Below are 17,102 nucleotides of genomic sequence, written 5' to 3'. Positions count from 1 at the left end.
CGCCCTACGAGCGACGGTCCTCGCCGTGAGCGCGATGTCGATCGCCAGTGCCCTCGGGTGCGGCTCGTCCAATACAGCCGAACCACCCACGCATACCCTCAGCCAATTCTGCGACCCACTGCTGCGGTTCTTCGACCAGGACCTCAAAATTCAGAACGTCAAGCTGACCACGCTCGGCATCGCCGAGCAGAAAGTCCTCAACGACTCCACCACGAGCGAGAACTGCGGCTTCGCAGGTAGCTCCGGCACCGTGAATGGCGCGGGCTGGATCAACAGGCTCTCGGACGGCACCACGCTCACAGACTCACCCCAATGGTTCAAGGACAACGGGTACACACCCCTTCCGGGGAAGAGCACCGCTGTGTGGATCAATGACTCCCGCACGATCTCCCAGCCAGTCCAGAAGAAGGGCACCGTCGACCTGATCACCCAAGTCGGTGCGTGGCAGGGACACATCGAGATCGTCGACGACGCCGGCCCTTTGGTCATCACCGATGAACAAGTCGGAAAGGCCGCTGACAGCATCATTGAGGCCACAGCGGCAGTCGCTCGGTAGTTGACGTAGAGAGCGCTGATCGGTTGGAAGTTTGATGCTCGTACTGGCCGGGCTGGTCAACGCTGTATGCGGCCAGTAGCGGACACCGGAACGGCCCGAGTCGCCTCGGGCCGTTGATCTTTCGAGGGTCCGCGATGGCCGTTTCGGTCCGCCCGCCTCGCGGCAGAAGCGGACGTTCAGGTGCTACTCGACAGGCCGGTAAGCCCACTCGTTCTCAATCGCTTCGTCGTGGCGCTCGATCCAGTGAGCCCACCAACTTCTGAGTGATTCAGGATGCCGCGCATGGTCATAGTCCGGTTCCTGAACTGTGCCGCCGGAACGTTCCAGCAGGATCCATGCGGTCAGGACGTATCCCGGCATGAGGTTGCGCCAAAACCAGCTGTGGTCGTGACAGTCGCGTTCGAGGAGTGCCTGGACGAAGGTCTCGAACACTGCGCCGTCGATGCGGCATTCGTCGTTGAACATCTCGCTGACTCCACTGGGAACCTTCAGCTGAGCCGACAGGACCTCGGCCATGGCGGCGAACAATGCCCCGTCCAGCACTCCAGGTGAGTTCCAGATCATTCGTTCACCTGCGTAGAAGTACTGGCTCATACCCGAGATTATGGGTCGACGCGGCCCCGAAGCTAGGTCTCCACGCCGTCTGCCGGTTCGTCAGCGCGGTATGCGGCATGTGCGGGTGATGCTCCCGTTCCAATGGAGGTCAAAAACTGAGTGATACTTCTCGAATGGGGAACCTCACGATCCGGGCAACTGGCCTCGGAGATCTGTTGGCCGTCTTGGCAATCCACAATCAGGGCGGATCGGCTGAGGCCGTTACCGATCTTCAGCAGCGCACCTGGTCACGCATGCAACGGTCCGAAGATCTCACGGTCTACCTCGCCGAGGTCGACGGCGAGGCCGTTGGGACGGCAACCCTGATGCTCATGCCGAACGTGACCTATCACTGTGCGCCAACAGCGTTCATCGAGGCTGTCGTGGTGGCTGCAAAGCATCGCCGTAAGGGCATCGCCAGCGCGATCATGCGGCGGCTTCTCGATGATGCGCGTACAGCCGGGTGTAACAAAGTGCAGTTGCTGTCCCACAAACGCCATTCCACCGACGGCGCACACCAGCTCTACACTTCGCTGGGATTCGAAGCCGAGGCAGAGGGATTTCGGCTGTACCTCGGGCCAGTGCCAGCAGCAGTTCAAGCCGCCCGCACAACAGCGTGACGGTCGTACGCCACAGCCAAATTGAGCGACGCACTGAATTCGGCATGTCAGTGCGTTCCGTGCACCAAGATGACCTCAGCCCATTGATCTTCGGCTCCACCGTACCGACGGCTTCGAACCGCCCGCATCGCGGCATGTGCGTGTCGGCCGATTCGCGGAAGGCGGACCGGCTCCGGCCACGCGGACGAGGTGAGGGACTCCGTGGTTACACTGCGGCAGGAGCTGCACGGCTGACAAGCGGGATGCTCATCGGGCCCGGCACCACCCCGCGTGGCACCACCCGCTGTCGAAGATCTGGCCGAGGGGGTCGAGACGATGAGGCCGTCCGTGTTGACACGTGAGGCGGTGTTGGCAGCAATCGCAGAGTGCGATCAGGTCGGCCGCTCGGCGTTTCTAGCGCGATACGGACTGAAATCAGCGCGTGAATACTTTCTGCTGTATAACGGCCGAGCGTACGATACGAAGGCAATTGTTGGCGTCGCTCATTCGCTGGTTGCGGAAAGTAGAGTACGTCCTCCGGGTGCTCCTAGTGGGATTGTTGCTGCCAGCCGACTTCGAGGACTCGGTTTCGAGGTCAGTGCAAAGATGGAATGGCGGACCGAGGAACTAATCCTGGCTTGTGATCTCCTGTACCAGAACAATTGGCGTGAGATTCCCTTATGGGAATCCTTTGGACTGGTGAAACCGTTATCACGATTGCTTCGATCGCAGTGGGCATATTCCTCGAGCATCCCGGAGTATCGGGACTCTCAGAGGATTTCCGAAAAGCTCGTCCACCTTAGGAGCGCGTATTTTGATCCACCCAGCGCCATTCCACGTGGCCGTGAGCGGACGGTGCAGGTTTCCGTTGCCTTCGCGGAGAATCCTGAGGGTATGCATGCGCTTGCTGGCAAGCTTTGGTCAGATCTGCAGCTAGATCTGAGGATCCATGATGAGATAGATGGTGGCCTCGACAATGTACTCGACTCAGAGATGATGTCGGCTGATGTGTTGATCGCCTCAGTGGAGGGCGAGGCGACGCACAGGAGGATCCGTGTTTACGAGCGAGACCCTAAATTGCGTAGACGAAAGATTGATCGGTCCAGAGATTTGCGAGGTAATATTGCATGCGAGGCTTGCGGATTTGACTTCGAAACTGCATACCCCGAGATCGGCGAGGGCTATATCCATGTTCATCACGCCGTACCGCTGCATATAACCGGTCGAGTCGAAACGACCTTGGATGACCTTGTGCTGTTGTGTGCAAATTGTCACCAGATGATTCATCGCCCGGCGAAATGGCTGACGGTCAACGAGCTTCGAGCAATAGTTGCGTCGACTGTGTATACAACGCTGTCGACGTCGAGGGCCCCGTGAATCTCGCGACTTACCACAACTGCACGGACTGGCGCGTCATCGGGACCTGGACCCATGTGTACGCCAACTGAAGGGCCTGGTGTTCCCGGCCGACGTCGCAAAATCGGCATGATGGTGCGTTGGGAAGCTGCTGCCGGCCAGCCGGTTTGGACAGCCGACCGACGCGCGGGTCGCGGCAGTTCAGTGCGTGGGCCGGTCCGGACATACCAGTCGCCGCGAGGTGCCTGCGTTCAGTGCGATGAGCCCGAGCTGTTGAAGGGCCAGGGCGGAATCGGTCCGTTGTCGACCACTACGTTCTCGTACCGCATTGCGAAGATCGGATTGTCCTTGCTACACCGGCGCTCACGGTCATACACACAGCGCTCGTCGTGAGAACCACAGTTACCACCCACGGCCGTGGTCAGATGCGGGGGAAGGTAAGCACGGGCTATCTGCTGTTTTCCCAGACCGCAGTCGAAGATCACGTCCACGCGGTAGGTGTCGTCAGTTTCGTTGCGGCACCAGCGGTCAGTGCACGAGACCCAGGGAGCCAGCACCACCGGAGTACCGGCGGCGGCCTGCGGTGCGGCCACACTGACGGCAATAGCGAACAACGAGCTGGTGGTGCTCAACAGGGCTGTCAATCGGTGCGGCATACGGCTAGAAGCTACAAGCCGTCCCGGACGGGGCGGTATAGGACATATGCCCCAATTCGATTCGGGCAGTGACCCGTTGCCAATCGCGGCGCCACCAAATACTCCGGGGGCAGTCCCTGGGGCGCTGGTCCCCCGGTTTCCCTGGAACAGTAGGACTTTACCGGGCGTCGGTTGACGAGCCACGTTAATAGTCGGGTGCTCTGTCCTTGAGCGACAGTCTCTTTCATCTCGCCGGCGGCAGGTACTTCTCCAACCCGGTCGCTGCGCGGGTGGCGAAGGAACAGGGATCCTCATCCCGGTAGTTCGTGTTGGTCGCCGCCAACACGACATTGGCGTTCTTGGTTTCCAACTGGAGCGCGCACATGAACGGGTGACTGTTGCCTTTGACGTGGTAGGTGTGCCCGGAATAGCTGCCGATCGTGACCTCGGACGGATCGTCGGGCTCGGTCCAGTCCGAGAACTGACTGTTGGTCCGGTAGTGCACGTCAAGGTTGTAGCCGGATGCGAGGTTCGCCCATGCACAGCTTTGACCGTGGAATTCGGTGTGAGCCTTGTAGTTCAGTCCTAGATCGTGGACTGCCGAGTCGGGGAAGGCGGTGCAGGGATCCCAGGCAGGAGCATCGCCGCTTTTCGCGGTACGGGCACCGCATGCGCCGACGAGGAGCGCGGTTGCCGTTGCCGCAGTGAGGATCACCGCAGTTCGCAAGAACTGACTGCTCATCGGGCCACTCCATCCCAGCTGTTGATGTTGGGCGGTGCCGCTCCGGCACGCAGGACATCGACGTAGATCTTGCTTCCCGGTTCGACTTCTTTACCGCCGAAGACGACGGCGTCGACGGTCTGGTGTGATTTTTGAGAATCGGTAATGTACCGATCTAGCGGCCAAAGTCGGTCAGTGAATTCGCCAAGGCAACAACATCATCCGGCACCAAGGCATCCACAATCGCGTCCGGCGAATGCTGTTCCAGCTCCTCACGACTCGCTCGATGAGTCACAACGATCACATGAAATCCCGCGTGCCGGGCGCAGGCGATATCGTTCGGCGCATCACCAATGACGACAGTCCGGGCAGGGTCCAACAGCTCGCCGTACTTCGCCAGAAACCGCTCGGCAATCACTGCAGGAAGGTCGAATCTTGCGCGCGCGTCGGACCCGAAGCCGCCGATGTCGAGATCCAAGTGGCGATCCAGCCCATTGACACGGAGCTTCACCTCGGCGGCCGAACGCAAGTTCCCCGTCAGCACCGTCTGGACAAACCCGTGCTCGTCCAGGCCGGCAATCGTGTCCGGCACTCCCTGATACGCGGGCTGGTCACGTGCCAACTCTGCCTCACCTTCGGCCATGACCTCGTCAAGCTCCCGATGGAAGCGCTGCACCCCTCGCTCCGCGGCGTCAGCCGGAATGCCGGACGCGAGAGCTGTGTCCACAACGATGGACTCATCGGTGTAGCCGTGCACACGCGCCGCCCGGAAGACGACGTCTGCTTCTTCGATGGCGTAGGTGCGAGCCACTGCCCTGCGGAGCCACCGCAAATCAGCCGGAATGAGAGTGCCATCGACATCCCAAACGATGAGCCCCGCGCGCTGCACACCCATACTGCGCATTCTGGCAGAGGCGCGGACTCCGCGCCCAGCTCATGCGTGACACGGCTCGGTCTCCTTACCTTGAGATATCGGAAGGATCTGGTCAATGGGGGCTGAGTTGCGCCCCAACCCGCGGCTCGGTCGTGCGAACGTCCTCTTCGAGCCGAGGACCGCGGCTTCATGCCTCTCCTCCGGCGGTCGCCCGATCGTTGCGCCGATCCTCCACGCGACCTCCCGACGTCGGCTCGCGAGCAACAATCGGAGTGATGTTGTCCCACAACCAGATACGGCAGTCCGGCCGCCGCAACGAGCAGATAGCCGTCATCTGAGCCTCATGTGCGTTCCGGTAGTGTCCCCTCGGACTGAGATATGCATTCGGCGACAGGTGCAGGGGCCAGCCGACGCCTCCACCCTGCGGGAGTGGGTGCGGAACGGGAGCGGGCGTGGAATTGGACCTCGGCGCTATCCGCGCCTTCATCACCGTTGCCGATCACCTGCATTTCGGTGAGGCCGCAGACAGCCTGGGGCTGACACAACAAGCCGTTTCCAAACGCATCGCCAAGCTCGAGGAGAGCCTCGATACGCGATTGCTGTCGCGGACACGGGGCGGAACGCGACTCACCGACGAGGGGTCCGCCTTCCTTCCGCATGCTCGCGCTCTGATCGCACTCGCGGATCAGGCTGTCGAGTCGCTTTGCGGCGGCGTACGCCCTCTGCGGGTCGATGTCCTCGGTACCCGTTTGGCCGCAACGGATTTGATCCGAACCTTCCACGAGACCTATGACGGCGTGGAGATCGATGTGGTGACCTCGAGCGGGCTCCGCAGCGGCCGTGCCGCGCTGACCGAGGGCACAATCGATGTCGCGTTCGCGCGCGTCATCGGTGCACTAGATGCCGCCATCGAGCACATTCCGGCTTACCTCGAGCCGCTATACGTGTTGGTGGGGCGCAACCATCGGTTCGCGCATCAGCGGACCGTCCGGCCCACCGACCTGGCGGGCGCGATCGCGCGGATGCCCGGCAATGAACCGGGAAGTGAATGGGCGCAGTTCTACGACGACCTCGCCGCGGAATTCGGATTGACCATCGACACCTCAGGCCCCGACTTCGGCCTGGACCACCTCCTCGACGAGATCGCGCATTCGGAGCAGAGTTTCGTGTTCTCGGGCGAACGCTTGCGCGTCCCGTGGCATCGCGACATCGTGCAGATTCCGATCGTCGATCCGACGCCGACCTATCCGCACTCGATGCTCTGGCACCGTCGTAACCCCCATCCCGCGCTGCCGGAGTTGATCAACCACGTCACGAAAGCCTTTCGCCCCTTCGATCCCGACCGTCATTGGCTTCCGGCCAGTGACATCGAAGCGGGACTGTTCGAGGCATTCCGCGGCAGCGTGGGCTGACCCCGCTATCGCCGTATCGCCGAAAAGGGCACTCCTCATTCGACAGTCGGGCAGATGATTGGGTGCAGGGATCGCGGCGCGCCGCCTGGCCGTCAGTTCGTCATCATCGACATCGGCCGCTCCATCATCAATCAGCTAGTCCTGCAACAGGATTGCCCTACGGGTAGTTCGACCGGCGACTGCGAACACAACACCCATACCAGTGAAAGAGCGCATGCGAGGACGGACTGTCCTATTCACAGGTGACGAGTTCGATTGTCAGGTAAGGATCTTGACGCCTCGGATCGCCCGGAGCTCGCCGAACAACGCCGAGCTGACTGTCACCGGATAGTTGTCGACTGCCAGCGGCGTGCGGCGCTCGCGGTAACACAGCACCAGACGCACCGGGGTCTCGCCGGGGTGCGACTGCAGTGCGGACCGGAGCTCGATCACGCTGTCGCGGTCGGTGCTTTCGGCATTGATCTCGAGGGTGAGCGGTGGGATGTGGTCACCGCGTTCGATGGAGCCGATATCGATCGGGGCCAGATGGACCCCAAAAACACCCAGCTTGTCTTCCCGCCAATTGACCCGCCCCTCAACAACTACGACCGCGTCCACGGCGAGATCGGCGGCGAACACGTTGTAGCTCTTGGGAAAGAACAGAACCTCGACCGAAGCATCCAGATCCTCGATCACGGCGATCGCCCAACTCTCGCCCTTCTTGTTCACTCGACGCTCGAGCGCGGAGATCATGCCCGCGATGGTGATTGTTCCTTCCCGAGGAGCATTGGCCAGAACAGCCGCGATCGGCTTGGGCGCGGCTTTGCGCAGCAGATGACTCGCCCCGTCGAGCGGATGGCCGGACACGTACAGGCCCAACATCTCTCGTTCCAACCCCAGCCGGATCTTTCGAGGCCATTCCTCGCCATCGAAGCTCAGGTGGCTCAGCGGAGACGAGTCCGAAGCGACCTCCTCGGTCGCGTTCTCGATCCCGAACAGATCGAATTGCCCCATCGCCTGGTGACGTTTGAGCCTGGTCACCGCGTCGACAGCCTGCTCGTGAACCTCGATCAGCGCCTTGCGCGGATGACCGAACGAGTCGAAAGCGCCTGCCTTGATAAGGGATTCGAGTACCCGCTTGTTGCAGCAGACCAGCTCGGACTTCTCGACGAAATCGGCGAAGGAGGTGTATTTCCCCTTCCTGCTGCGGGTGTCGATGATCGACTCCACAACATTGCCCCCGACGTTGCGAATCCCTCCGAGCCCGAACCGAATATCGTTGCCGACAGCAGAGAACCGCAGCGAGGACTCGTTGACGTCCGGTGCCAGCACCTTGAGACCGAGCTGCCTGCACTCGGCGAGGTAGATGGCCGACTTGTCCTTGTTGTCCGCTACCGAGGTCAGCAGAGCCGCCATGTATTCGGCCTGATAGTTCGCCTTGAGGTAGGCGGTCCAATAGCCCACGAGCGCATATCCCGCGGCATGGGACTTGTTGAACGCGTATCCCGCGAACGGCAGCACCGTATCCCACAGTGCCTGCACCGAGTCATCGGAGAAACCGTTCTCGCGCATCCCCGCGCGGAAACCCTCGAACTCCTTCTCGAGAACATCGAGCTTCTTCTTGCCCATCGCCCGCCGCAGCACGTCGGCGCGGCCCATCGAGAAGCCCGCCACCCGCTGGGCGATCTGCATGATCTGTTCCTGATAGACCACCAGGCCGTAAGTTTCGGCGAGAATATCGCGCAGCGGCTCAGCGAGCTCGGGATGAATCGGCTCGATCGCCTGCCGATCGTTCTTGCGGTCGGCATAGTTGTTGTGGGTGTTCATCGCCATCGGGCCCGGCCGATAGAGTGCGTTGACGGCGATGATGTCCTCGAAACCGGTAGGCCCCAAACGGCGCAGCAGCTCGCGCATCGCGTTCCCGTCGAGCTGGAAGACTCCGAGGCTGTCGCCGCGGCCCAGCAGCTCATAGGTTTTCGGGTCGTCGGTCTCGAGCAAGTCGAGATCCACCGTTTCGCCGCGATTGGCCTCGATGTTGTCGATCGCATCGCCGATCACCGTCAGGTTGCGCAACCCCAGGAAATCCATCTTCAGCAGTCCGATGGCCTCGCACGAGGGATAGTCCCACCCTGTGATCATCGCGCCGTCCTCGCGCCGCCACAGTGGGATCACCTCCGCCAGCGGTTGCGAGGACATGATCACCGCGCAGGCGTGCACACCTGCATTGCGTATCAAACCCTCAAGGCCCCTTGCGGTTTCGAAGATGGTGGACACGTCCCTGTCGGTCTCGACGAGTGCCCGAACCTCTGCTGCTTCGGGGTAGCGCTCATGCGTGGGATCGACGATGCCCGACAGCGGGATGTCCTTTGCGGCGACCGGCGGCGGAAGGGCCTTGGAAATCCGGTCAGCGATGGCAAAACCCGGTTGGCCGAAATGAACTCGTGCCGAATCCTTGATCGCGGCCTTGGTTTTGATCTTGCCGAAGGTGATCACCTGGGCGACACGATCGGAGCCATACTTCTCGGTGGCGTACCGAACCATCTCGCCACGGCGGCGATCGTCGAAGTCCATGTCGATATCGGGCATGGACACCCGTTCGGGATTGAGGAACCGTTCGAACAGCAGGCCATGGCGAATGGGATCGAGGTCGGTGATGCGCAATGCGTAGGACACCAGGGATCCGGCGGCCGACCCGCGGCCGGGACCGACCCGAATACCTTCCTGCCGTGCGTAATTCATCAAGTCGGCAGTGATGAGAAAGTACGCGGGGAATCCCTTGTCGACGATGATGTCGATCTCGAACTCGGCGCGGTGGAGATATTCCTCCGGCACACCGTTGGGCAGACGGCGAGCCAGGCCGCGCATGACCTGCTCCCGGAACCACGAATTCTGGTCGTAGCCCTCGGGGGCTTCGTAGATCGGCATGCGATCGGTGTGCTCCCACACCTCGGCATAGGACTCGACGCGTTCGGCGATCAGCAGGGTGTTATCGGCGGCACCGGGGACCTGGAGGTCCCAATAGGCTCGCATCTCCTGCGCCGATTGCAGGTAGTAGCCATCACCGTCGAACTTGAACCTCGTGGGATCGTTGAGAGTCTTGCCTGCCTGCACACACAGCAACGCCGCGTGGGCTTCGGATTGGCCTTTGGTGACATAGTGAGAGTCGTTCGTGGCCAACGGAGGTAGGTCGAGTTTCGTACTGATCTCGAGCAAACCCTCGCGTACCGATCGTTCGATCGGCAGGCCGTGGTCCATCAACTCGACAAAGAAATTGTCCCTGCCGAAGATGTCTCGGTAATCCGAGGCCGCCTGCAGCGCTTCGGCATACTGCCCCAGGCGCAGCCGCGTCTGCACCTCGCCCGACGGGCACCCGGTGGTCGCAATGATCCCCTCGGAGTTCTCGGCGATCAGCTCACGATCCATCCGGGGCTTGCGGTAGTAACCCTCCATACTCGCCAGCGACGACAGCTTGAACAGATTGCGCAGTCCGCGACCGTTCTGCGCCAGCATGGTCATGTGTGTGTAGGCACCACCGCCGGACACGTCACCACCGACGCCCTCCCCGTTCGGGCCCCGCTGGTTGGACTGCCCCCAGAACACCGGCTTCTTATGCCACCGGCTACCGGGAGCCAGATAGGCCTCGATCCCGATGATCGGCTTGATCCCCATTTTCGTCGCGACCTGATAGAACTCGTCCGCGCCGAACATGTTTCCGTGATCGGTCATACCGACCGCGGACATCCCCAGGCGCGCGGCTTCCTCGAACAGCGGCTTGATCTTCGCCGCCCCGTCCAGCATGGAGTATTCGGTGTGAACGTGCAGGTGAACGAATGAGGACAACGGACCCTCCAGCAGCGATTCGAGCTCGGATCGACCTATTCGAGCCGAGCCGTGGAAGGGGGGTCAAACAATCGACACGCACTGGGAGCCAACCGATGGTTGTCGCCGCTGGTTGGGCGCTCCATGATCGGTCACCTGCGAACGACATTCGCGAACATCACTCCGAACACCGAGCGAGCGCTGCCAGAGATGAGTGGTTCGCTGTCGTCAGAGAGGACGGGTAACGCTAACCCTTGTCGATGAATAGTTAATAGACACAACACTTCTCAGGAACGTCCGGTGGCCCGACGTCAGGTACCGCATTTTGCCCGCCAACGTGGACCGTCAGCGGGCGGACCGTCGGCACTCGTTCGCGCGGACCCATCGCACGCACCGTGTAAACGTTCTCGAGCGTCTCTGTTGTCCATAGGGCCTACCGAACGTCACCGTGCGACGCCTGAATTCTTGGAACCATGGGTTAGTGTCCACACCAGTGTCCTCTCGCACCCGGGGTGGCGTCGGGCAGATCTGGCGCAGCCCGCTCGGCGGAATCCCGCACGCCCACAAGGTCGCTGAATGTAAGGCGGCACCACAGCACGCTTTGTCAGGCACCTCGATACGTGCTGCGGTAGTAAGGCAGGTGTGATCTCCTCGCCGATCGTTGCTGCCGTGACCCCCTTCGATGAGCGTGGGGTGGTGGACTATGCGGCCCTCGGGGACTATCTGGACCTTTTGATCGAGGCGGGTGTGCAGAGTCTGCTGGTGAATGGGACGACCGGGGAATTTCCCAGCATGAGCTTGGTCGAGCGGCGAGAGGTAGTGGACTTTTGCCGCCAGCGGTGGCCGCGACGATTGATCGCGCATGTCGGTGCGAGCGCAGTCGGTGACACCGAGACGTTGATACAAGCGGCGAACGATTGCGCCGATGCCCTGGCGGTGATCACGCCCTACTTCTTCGCGGACGCACCAGAGGCCGGCATCGGGGAGTTCTTCGAGTGTGCGCTCGCGAGCGCACGAAAGCCGGTGCTGCTGTACAACTTTCCCCGACACACCCAGAACAGCCTCGCCCCTGCTCTGGTGACGCGCCTGAGTGCGAAGCTTCCTCTGTTGTGGGGTGTGAAGGACTCCGGGAAGGACCTGTCGATCACGCAGGAGTTTAAAGCCCGGTGCCCGAGGCTGCGGGTGTTCGTGGGTGACGATCGGATCGGCATCAGGGTGGCCGAGCTGGGAATCGACGGAGTCGTGACCGGCGCGGGTGGACCGGTCCCGGAGCTTCCGCTGGGAATCGCTGCCGCCGTGGGTCGCGGTGACGTGGTCGCGGCTCGCCATCTGCAGGCCACGTTCGATTGCTACAGCGACGCCCGAAAGGCAATGCCGTTGACTGACATCGCCTTTGTGAAGGCCGCACTGGCTGCCCGACTTCCAGGGTTTCCACCGCATGTACGACCACCGTTGGTCACCGCCTCGGCCGAACAATGTCAGAGCATCCGAACCTTCATGCGGGACAACATGATCAACAAACTGAGCCCATTCTGACTGGAAGTAACGAGGAGGTGCCTTGGTCGGTCGAAGTACGACCTCAGAATCCGAGGGACAATCCTTACTACAGACCTGGGCGAGTCAGTTCTCGATGACCAGATCGACTACGGAGTGGGCGATTTCGCGGAGACCGCTATCCAGCACAGCCGTCTGATAGACCTCCCAGTCGGCGAGTTTGGGTGCGTCTCGCTCCTCGCCGCGTGCGGTCATTCGCGAGTGGATCTCCGCTGCCGAGGAGTCCACCCATATCGTTGTAACGGGCAATGGTGCCGATGCGCTGGCCAAGGTCCGCAAGTATTCACTCAGCGACATGCCCGCGTTCGCGGCTTGGGTGATGGCGGCCAGGAAAGGCGCATCGAGTACGACTGGGTGTTTCATCGCGACGGTGAAACCTGTCCGGACCAGCCCTTCGTAGATGTGTGGAGCGACAACGGTTTTGTAGCTGTCACTGTCCCGGTCGTACGGGTCGCCGGTCAGTTGAGCCATCACTGCCTTTTCCAGGTTCGGCGCGAAGCTGTCCTTGTCCAGCACGCTGGCACCGGCAGCTGCGGCTACAAACCACGCAGCCGTGGATTTCCCTGATCCGGGAAATCCGCACACTGCCAGCACACCGTGTCCGTCGAGTTCTTTCGCGCAATCCCGCAGCACTGCTTTGACCTTCGCTGAGAGCACCTCGACGTGTACTATCACGCTCCCGAGCATATCCCTTGGCGCACAATAGAAATGGGACAACGTGACGGCACCAGACTCCTCCGCAGCGACAGTTGACTACCGTACAGACCCGATCGGCGCAGCCCGGCAGGGCACCAACCCGAACGTGTTGGGCCGAATGCGCACCGGCTGGGCGGTTATCGGCAACACCCAACACCTGCCCGGCTATTGCCTGCTCCTGCACGACGGCACCGCCGATCAGCTCACCGAGCTTTCACGCCCGGATCGCGTCGCGTTCATGCACGACCTCGTCTTGCTCGGTGAAGCCGTCGAAAAGGCCTGCCGCGCCGCAGATCCCGCTTTCTGGCGGATCAATTACGAGGTGCTCGGCAACTTCTGGCCGCACCTGCACGGGCACATCCACCCCCGCTACCAGTGGGAACCTGAACATCGGCGCACCGCACCGGTCTCCCTCTACGGACCCGAGCGCGAAACGCCAGAGCACGCATTAGACAGCAGACACGATTCCCTGCGTAAGGAGATCGCCGCGGTTCTACAAGAAATCGTTGATGAGGACACGCGCCAGTGACGCCCAACAAGGCAAGTGGGGTGCCAGTGCACTTGTAACGATCGGGGACAACAGTCTGCTGAGGCCGGTTCGGCATTGGTGAGCTGTAGTCGGGTTATTTCCGGTAACCGTCGGCGACGGCTACGACGACGCGGGGGATCGTTCTGGTCAAGCATGCAGATCGAGCTACTGAGCCGGAAAGGTGGCGAACGCGAGTTGATCTGGCGAACGCGATCTTCGACTACATCGAGATCTTCGACAACCGGCAACGACGCCGCTCCCAGCTTGACTAAGTGTCGCCGACCAAGCACGAGTTACGTTGCGAACGCCAATCCGCCCCGACTGAAATTCGGATCCGGGCAGGTAACGAATCCTAGGGAAGACCAGCGGTCAACCGACTGGGCAGTCTCCATGAGGGTAGCCAACAGCTGAAGCGCTTCTTCACCAACAGAAATAGACCAGAGCCAGAGTATCCACGTGGAGAACCTACGCCGACGAACGGCAACTGTTGTTGTCCGGGTTGCGAAAACCCTCGGCGTGGTTGCGGTTGGCCGAGGGTTCATCGCGAAGTGCATTGTCCCCGTGGAGCAAAGCCATCGGGTTGTCCTGAAGTCGGCTCTATAGATCACCCCCTCCCAGCTCCCGAGCCATCGGAATGGTCTACGCGCCGTCCGACTTGGCGGCGGGCAAGTCTCGAAGCGGAGGCATTGCCCGGCGGGCATAGGTCTCCTCGGGATCCACGGTGATCACGTCGAGTTGCTGGACGAGCGTTGCCGGCACCTCACCGCCCGGGAAGTGCTTGGGGCTAGGGACAATCACTGCTTCAGCGTCCAAGCGGGTCGCCTGGGCCTTCAGTCGTGCCAACGGCGGCCGACCGAACCGAGGATCGAAAATTACGAGGTCGGCAAAGTCGTACCCGAGACGTGTTGCAAGCCTGCGGATTTGGATTTGGTCCCATAGCCGAGCCATACCGGATATGCCGGTGCGGAGGTAGCCGACAGCGGTCGGCTTGTACTTCATGACTGCCCCTCTCTCATCCGGACTGGTGAACGCGCCATCTGCCGGAAATTCCAGGTAGAACCCTGCGCGGTCGTCGGATTCGCCTCCGGCGCTTCGCAGTTCAAACACACCACCGGGAAACTCGAAGAGTCTGGTACGCCACGTCATCTCGGCCCCTGTTCCATCGCTGGTGAGAGCCATCGTGGCTGCGAGGGAAGGGATCTTGTAACCGCGTTTGGAGCTGGGCCGTAGACGTCCTGGGACGTTTCCGGCGTCCTGGAGCGATTTCCTTGCCGAGAATCGCCACGTCGGTTTCCATGGGAGCTGTGAACATCCGCCTTCAGAGCGTGCTGCTCCAACGGGGCATTCGGCCCGAGACATTGGCCGACGCGTGCGAGGTGGACCCCAAGACGGTCACTCGATGGCTTGGCGGCAGGGTGCCCCATCCGAAGCACCGCCGAAGTGTCGCTGAGCATCTGCGTATCGAGGAGGACTTCCTCTGGCCGCCGGTTCTGGAAGCAAGTCCGGTTCCCAAGAAGTACGCGCTCCTGCCGCTGACCGCGCGACCGAACTGGTAGGGGAGTCGGTCGTCGTACGGACAGAATCAGACCAGCAAGCGGGTACCACGAGGCCAGTTCTGACACCGCCCCGGAGATCGGGCCCGGATGATGGCGCCGCTCGGCGCTCAAACGATGGGCCGGACTGCCGGGTGGCCGCATACGGTATCGAATCGGACTGCGCAGTGGGCGGATTGAGACAAAAGTAAACGCACGCACTGTGGCAGCTAGCGTATTTACCAGTTCAGAGGGGTACGACGCGCACATTGCACAGTCGTGTGTGTATCGCGAGCTCGGTAGTAAACTGGACCGCGTCGGGAAGCTTTACAAGCCTCGCGGCTCCCCGCTGCGAACGAGGAGCCGCGAATCGGTTGGTTTGTCAGAACCAACCTGCCTGATGCACGGCACTTGCAAGACGGTAAACAGCAGTGACGAGGTTTACCACGGAGGCCGCCGCAGTTGTTATCACTACGGCGGTCTTCGTTCTGTTCAGGCCCTGCGCGTTTCCCAGAACGTTTCGGCGTGAGTGTCTGCCCACAAATGATCAGTCTCCCTTCTACCGGCCGTGTCTCGCCGATTGAGAGACATCCGCGGCCAGCTGAAGGGGGACCGATCCTCTTGCCGCGTACGAGTTTACGTGCTCACAGAGAGCAAATGCTCACCTGACAGTGAGCAGAAACCACCCCAATATGGGTAATTTCGCAGCTCGAAGAGGCGCGCGGCCCCTATGTCGTACTGAGCACGTGCTCGAACTGGGCCTGTCGTGCCCGCGACAGCCAGGCAGTCGGGCATAGCCTCGGCGACGTCTGATAGGAGTCGACCAGTGTCAGCTGCGCGCTCAGCGCCCAAGCCGCCGTAATCGTCGAATCCGGGGCACGAGCCAGGCGGCGAGGGTCTGCGCCTCGGAACAGGTTGCTGCCGTGTGAGTTTCGGTCAGCTCGGGCAGGTATCGTAGATCGTGGACCGGGAGACCCCCAACAGCCGAGCGATCGAGGACACCGGTTCGACTGGGCGAGTGATCATCGCGCGGGCCTGACGGATCTGCTCGGCGTTCATGGTCGGCGGGTGCCCGGGGCGTTGGCCGCGGGCGCGCGGAGGCCAGTCCTTCGTTGATACCCTCGACGATCAGTTCGCGGATGAACTCGGCCAGGGCGGCGAAGACGTGGAACACCAGGCGCTCGCCGGGGGTGGCGGTGTCGATGGCCTCGTGCAGGGACCGGAATCCGATGCCGTGCTTGCGAAGTCTGCCAACGATCGAGATCAGGTCTTGCAGTGAGCGGCTGAGCCGATCAAGCGACGGCACCACCAGGGTGTCCCCGGCGCGCATGTATTCCAGGCAATTCCAGAGCTCGTCGCATTCGACGTTCTTGCCGGACTTCTTGTCCGCGAACACTTTCTGGCATCCCGCCTCGGTGAGAGCGTGCAGTTGGCAGTCGAGCAGCTGCCCGATGGTGGAGACGCGGGCGTACCCGATGAGCGCGCCGCCGCCACCGATCGGATCAAACGCATCCCCGTCCAGGACAAGCGGTTCGGACAGATCGACGGTGCGCGTGCGGCGGGCCATGCCCCGGAGTGTTTGAGAAAGGTCCGACACGACCTGTTGGATACTCCGACTTTACAACAGGTTTTTCCACACCTGATCGGGGTGGGAATCGGCAGGAATCCGTTCCGCGGCAGCTAATACTGATTGGACGATCGATTCTCAACAACGGACCGTGCTAGCTGGTGCCGCGAGCGCGTTCGAACCATGACTCGGCTTCGGCGAGGTCGCCTCGCTGTTTGAGCATCACGCCGAGGTTGTTCATGGCGTTGGCGTTTCCGGCATCGATCGCTTTGCGGAACCACACCTCGGCGTCGGCCAAGTCGCCTCGCTGTTTGAGCATCGCGGCAAGGCTGTTCATGGCTCTGGCGCTGCCAGCGTCGATGGCTTTGCGGAACCACACCTCGGCTTCGGCCAGGTCGCCCCGCTGTTTGAGCAAGAACCCGAGCTCATCCATGGCGTTGATGTCTCCGGCGTCGACGGCCCTGCGGAACCACACCTCGGTTTCGGCGACCTTGCCACCGACTCGGAGTAGTCTTCCGAGGTTGAGCATGGCTCTGGTGTTGCCGGCGTCGGCGGCTTTGCGATACCAGCTCTCGGCTTCGTCCAGGTCGCCTCGCTGTTTGAGCATCACGCCGAGGTTGTTCATGGCGTTGGCGTTTCCGGCATCGATCGCTTTGCGGAACCACACCTCGGCTTCGGC

General features: G+C 61.7%; 15 protein-coding genes and 2 pseudogenes. 7 read left to right on the top strand and 10 right to left on the bottom strand.

Annotated elements, in window-relative coordinates; all coding sequences use genetic code 11:
- The first annotated feature begins 25 nt into the window (after positions 1–25).
- Positions 26–556 (top strand): hypothetical protein, encoded by a 531-nt coding sequence (locus tag ACFC0O_RS11635; RefSeq protein ID WP_375956199.1) that lies wholly within the window; start codon positions 26–28, stop codon positions 554–556.
- Between the two features lie 183 nt (positions 557–739).
- On the opposite strand, the gene ACFC0O_RS11630 is transcribed toward ACFC0O_RS11635, so the two are convergent.
- Positions 740–1,150: a DUF6086 family protein gene (locus tag ACFC0O_RS11630; RefSeq protein WP_375956196.1), complete on the bottom strand. Its 411-nt coding sequence runs from the start codon at positions 1,148–1,150 to the stop codon at positions 740–742.
- Positions 1,151–1,284: 134 nt separating this feature from the next.
- On the opposite strand from ACFC0O_RS11630, the gene ACFC0O_RS11625 reads away from it, so the two are divergent.
- Both ACFC0O_RS11625 and ACFC0O_RS11620 read left to right on the top strand, forming a co-directional pair.
- Positions 1,285–1,770: a GNAT family N-acetyltransferase gene (locus tag ACFC0O_RS11625; protein WP_375956193.1), complete on the top strand. Its 486-nt coding sequence runs from the start codon at positions 1,285–1,287 to the stop codon at positions 1,768–1,770.
- Positions 1,771–2,097: 327 nt separating this feature from the next.
- Complete coding sequence (locus ACFC0O_RS11620) at positions 2,098–3,126, top strand: HNH endonuclease (protein WP_375956190.1); 1,029 nt, start codon at positions 2,098–2,100, stop codon at positions 3,124–3,126.
- A gap of 230 nt (positions 3,127–3,356) precedes the next feature.
- On the opposite strand, the gene ACFC0O_RS11615 is transcribed toward ACFC0O_RS11620, so the two are convergent.
- The 3 genes from ACFC0O_RS11615 to ACFC0O_RS11605 form a co-directional block, all read right to left on the bottom strand.
- Positions 3,357–3,737 (bottom strand): hypothetical protein, encoded by a 381-nt coding sequence (locus ACFC0O_RS11615; RefSeq protein ID WP_375956187.1) that lies wholly within the window; start codon positions 3,735–3,737, stop codon positions 3,357–3,359.
- A 247-nt stretch (positions 3,738–3,984) separates the two neighbouring features.
- On the bottom strand, positions 3,985–4,482 hold the full coding sequence (locus tag ACFC0O_RS11610) for a DUF3558 family protein (protein WP_375956185.1): 498 nt from the start codon (positions 4,480–4,482) through the stop codon (positions 3,985–3,987).
- Positions 4,483–4,636: 154 nt separating this feature from the next.
- Complete coding sequence (locus ACFC0O_RS11605) at positions 4,637–5,356, bottom strand: HAD family hydrolase (RefSeq protein ID WP_375956182.1); 720 nt, start codon at positions 5,354–5,356, stop codon at positions 4,637–4,639.
- Positions 5,357–5,787: 431 nt separating this feature from the next.
- Between ACFC0O_RS11605 and ACFC0O_RS11600 the strand changes: the two genes are divergently transcribed.
- Positions 5,788–6,747, top strand: a complete 960-nt coding sequence (locus ACFC0O_RS11600) for a LysR family transcriptional regulator (RefSeq protein ID WP_375956179.1) — start codon at positions 5,788–5,790, stop codon at positions 6,745–6,747.
- 258 nt (positions 6,748–7,005) lie between these two features.
- On the opposite strand, the gene dnaE is transcribed toward ACFC0O_RS11600, so the two are convergent.
- The gene (dnaE, locus tag ACFC0O_RS11595) at positions 7,006–10,524 is read right to left on the bottom strand and encodes a DNA polymerase III subunit alpha (protein ID WP_375956176.1); all 3,519 of its coding nucleotides are present in this window, start codon (positions 10,522–10,524) and stop codon (positions 7,006–7,008) included.
- A gap of 663 nt (positions 10,525–11,187) precedes the next feature.
- On the opposite strand from dnaE, the gene ACFC0O_RS11590 reads away from it, so the two are divergent.
- Positions 11,188–12,081 (top strand): dihydrodipicolinate synthase family protein, encoded by an 894-nt coding sequence (locus ACFC0O_RS11590; RefSeq protein ID WP_375956173.1) that lies wholly within the window; start codon positions 11,188–11,190, stop codon positions 12,079–12,081.
- A gap of 84 nt (positions 12,082–12,165) precedes the next feature.
- Here ACFC0O_RS11590 and ACFC0O_RS11585 read toward each other — a convergent pair whose 3' ends face one another.
- Entirely contained in the window at positions 12,166–12,774 is a 609-nt protein-coding gene (locus tag ACFC0O_RS11585) for an AAA family ATPase (RefSeq protein ID WP_375956170.1), read from the bottom strand.
- Positions 12,775–12,817: 43 nt separating this feature from the next.
- On the opposite strand from ACFC0O_RS11585, the gene ACFC0O_RS11580 reads away from it, so the two are divergent.
- Positions 12,818–13,324 (top strand): HIT domain-containing protein, encoded by a 507-nt coding sequence (locus ACFC0O_RS11580; RefSeq protein WP_375956167.1) that lies wholly within the window; start codon positions 12,818–12,820, stop codon positions 13,322–13,324.
- A 91-nt stretch (positions 13,325–13,415) separates the two neighbouring features.
- Positions 13,416–13,593, top strand: a pseudogene (locus tag ACFC0O_RS11575) (IS3 family transposase); the annotation flags it as partial.
- A 370-nt stretch (positions 13,594–13,963) separates the two neighbouring features.
- Here the strand turns inward: ACFC0O_RS11575 and ACFC0O_RS11570 are convergent.
- The 4 genes and pseudogenes from ACFC0O_RS11570 to ACFC0O_RS11555 all read right to left on the bottom strand — a co-directional run.
- Entirely contained in the window at positions 13,964–14,503 is a 540-nt protein-coding gene (locus tag ACFC0O_RS11570; RefSeq protein WP_375956164.1) for a hypothetical protein, read from the bottom strand.
- Between the two features lie 1,289 nt (positions 14,504–15,792).
- Positions 15,793–15,882 carry a hypothetical protein gene (locus ACFC0O_RS11565; RefSeq protein WP_375960692.1) on the bottom strand — a complete coding sequence of 30 codons (90 nt, stop codon included), beginning with the start codon at positions 15,880–15,882 and terminating at the stop codon, positions 15,793–15,795.
- Positions 15,883–16,006: 124 nt separating this feature from the next.
- Positions 16,007–16,423: pseudogene (locus tag ACFC0O_RS11560) on the bottom strand (recombinase family protein); the annotation flags it as partial.
- A gap of 154 nt (positions 16,424–16,577) precedes the next feature.
- Positions 16,578–17,102 (bottom strand): tetratricopeptide repeat protein (locus tag ACFC0O_RS11555; RefSeq protein ID WP_375956161.1); only part of this gene is annotated, 525 nt, incomplete at its 5' end.

It is taken from the genome of Nocardia sp. NPDC056100 (assembly GCF_042266325.1).
Lineage (GTDB): Bacteria > Actinomycetota > Actinomycetes > Mycobacteriales > Mycobacteriaceae > Nocardia.
This window is presented reverse-complemented; position numbering and strand designations above follow the sequence as displayed.

Coding starts and splice junctions, on each gene's coding strand:
- ACFC0O_RS11630 (WP_375956196.1), bottom strand. CDS start 1,150: ATGAGCCAGTACTTCTACGCAGGTGAACGAATGATCTGGAACTCACCT.
- ACFC0O_RS11625 (WP_375956193.1), top strand. CDS start 1,285: ATGGGGAACCTCACGATCCGGGCAACTGGCCTCGGAGATCTGTTGGCC.
- ACFC0O_RS11610 (WP_375956185.1), bottom strand. CDS start 4,482: ATGAGCAGTCAGTTCTTGCGAACTGCGGTGATCCTCACTGCGGCAACG.
- ACFC0O_RS11605 (WP_375956182.1), bottom strand. CDS start 5,356: ATGGGTGTGCAGCGCGCGGGGCTCATCGTTTGGGATGTCGATGGCACT.
- dnaE (WP_375956176.1), bottom strand. CDS start 10,524: ATGCTGGACGGGGCGGCGAAGATCAAGCCGCTGTTCGAGGAAGCCGCG.
- ACFC0O_RS11570 (WP_375956164.1), bottom strand. CDS start 14,503: ATGGCTCTCACCAGCGATGGAACAGGGGCCGAGATGACGTGGCGTACC.
- ACFC0O_RS11565 (WP_375960692.1), bottom strand. CDS start 15,882: ATGATCACTCGCCCAGTCGAACCGGTGTCCTCGATCGCTCGGCTGTTG.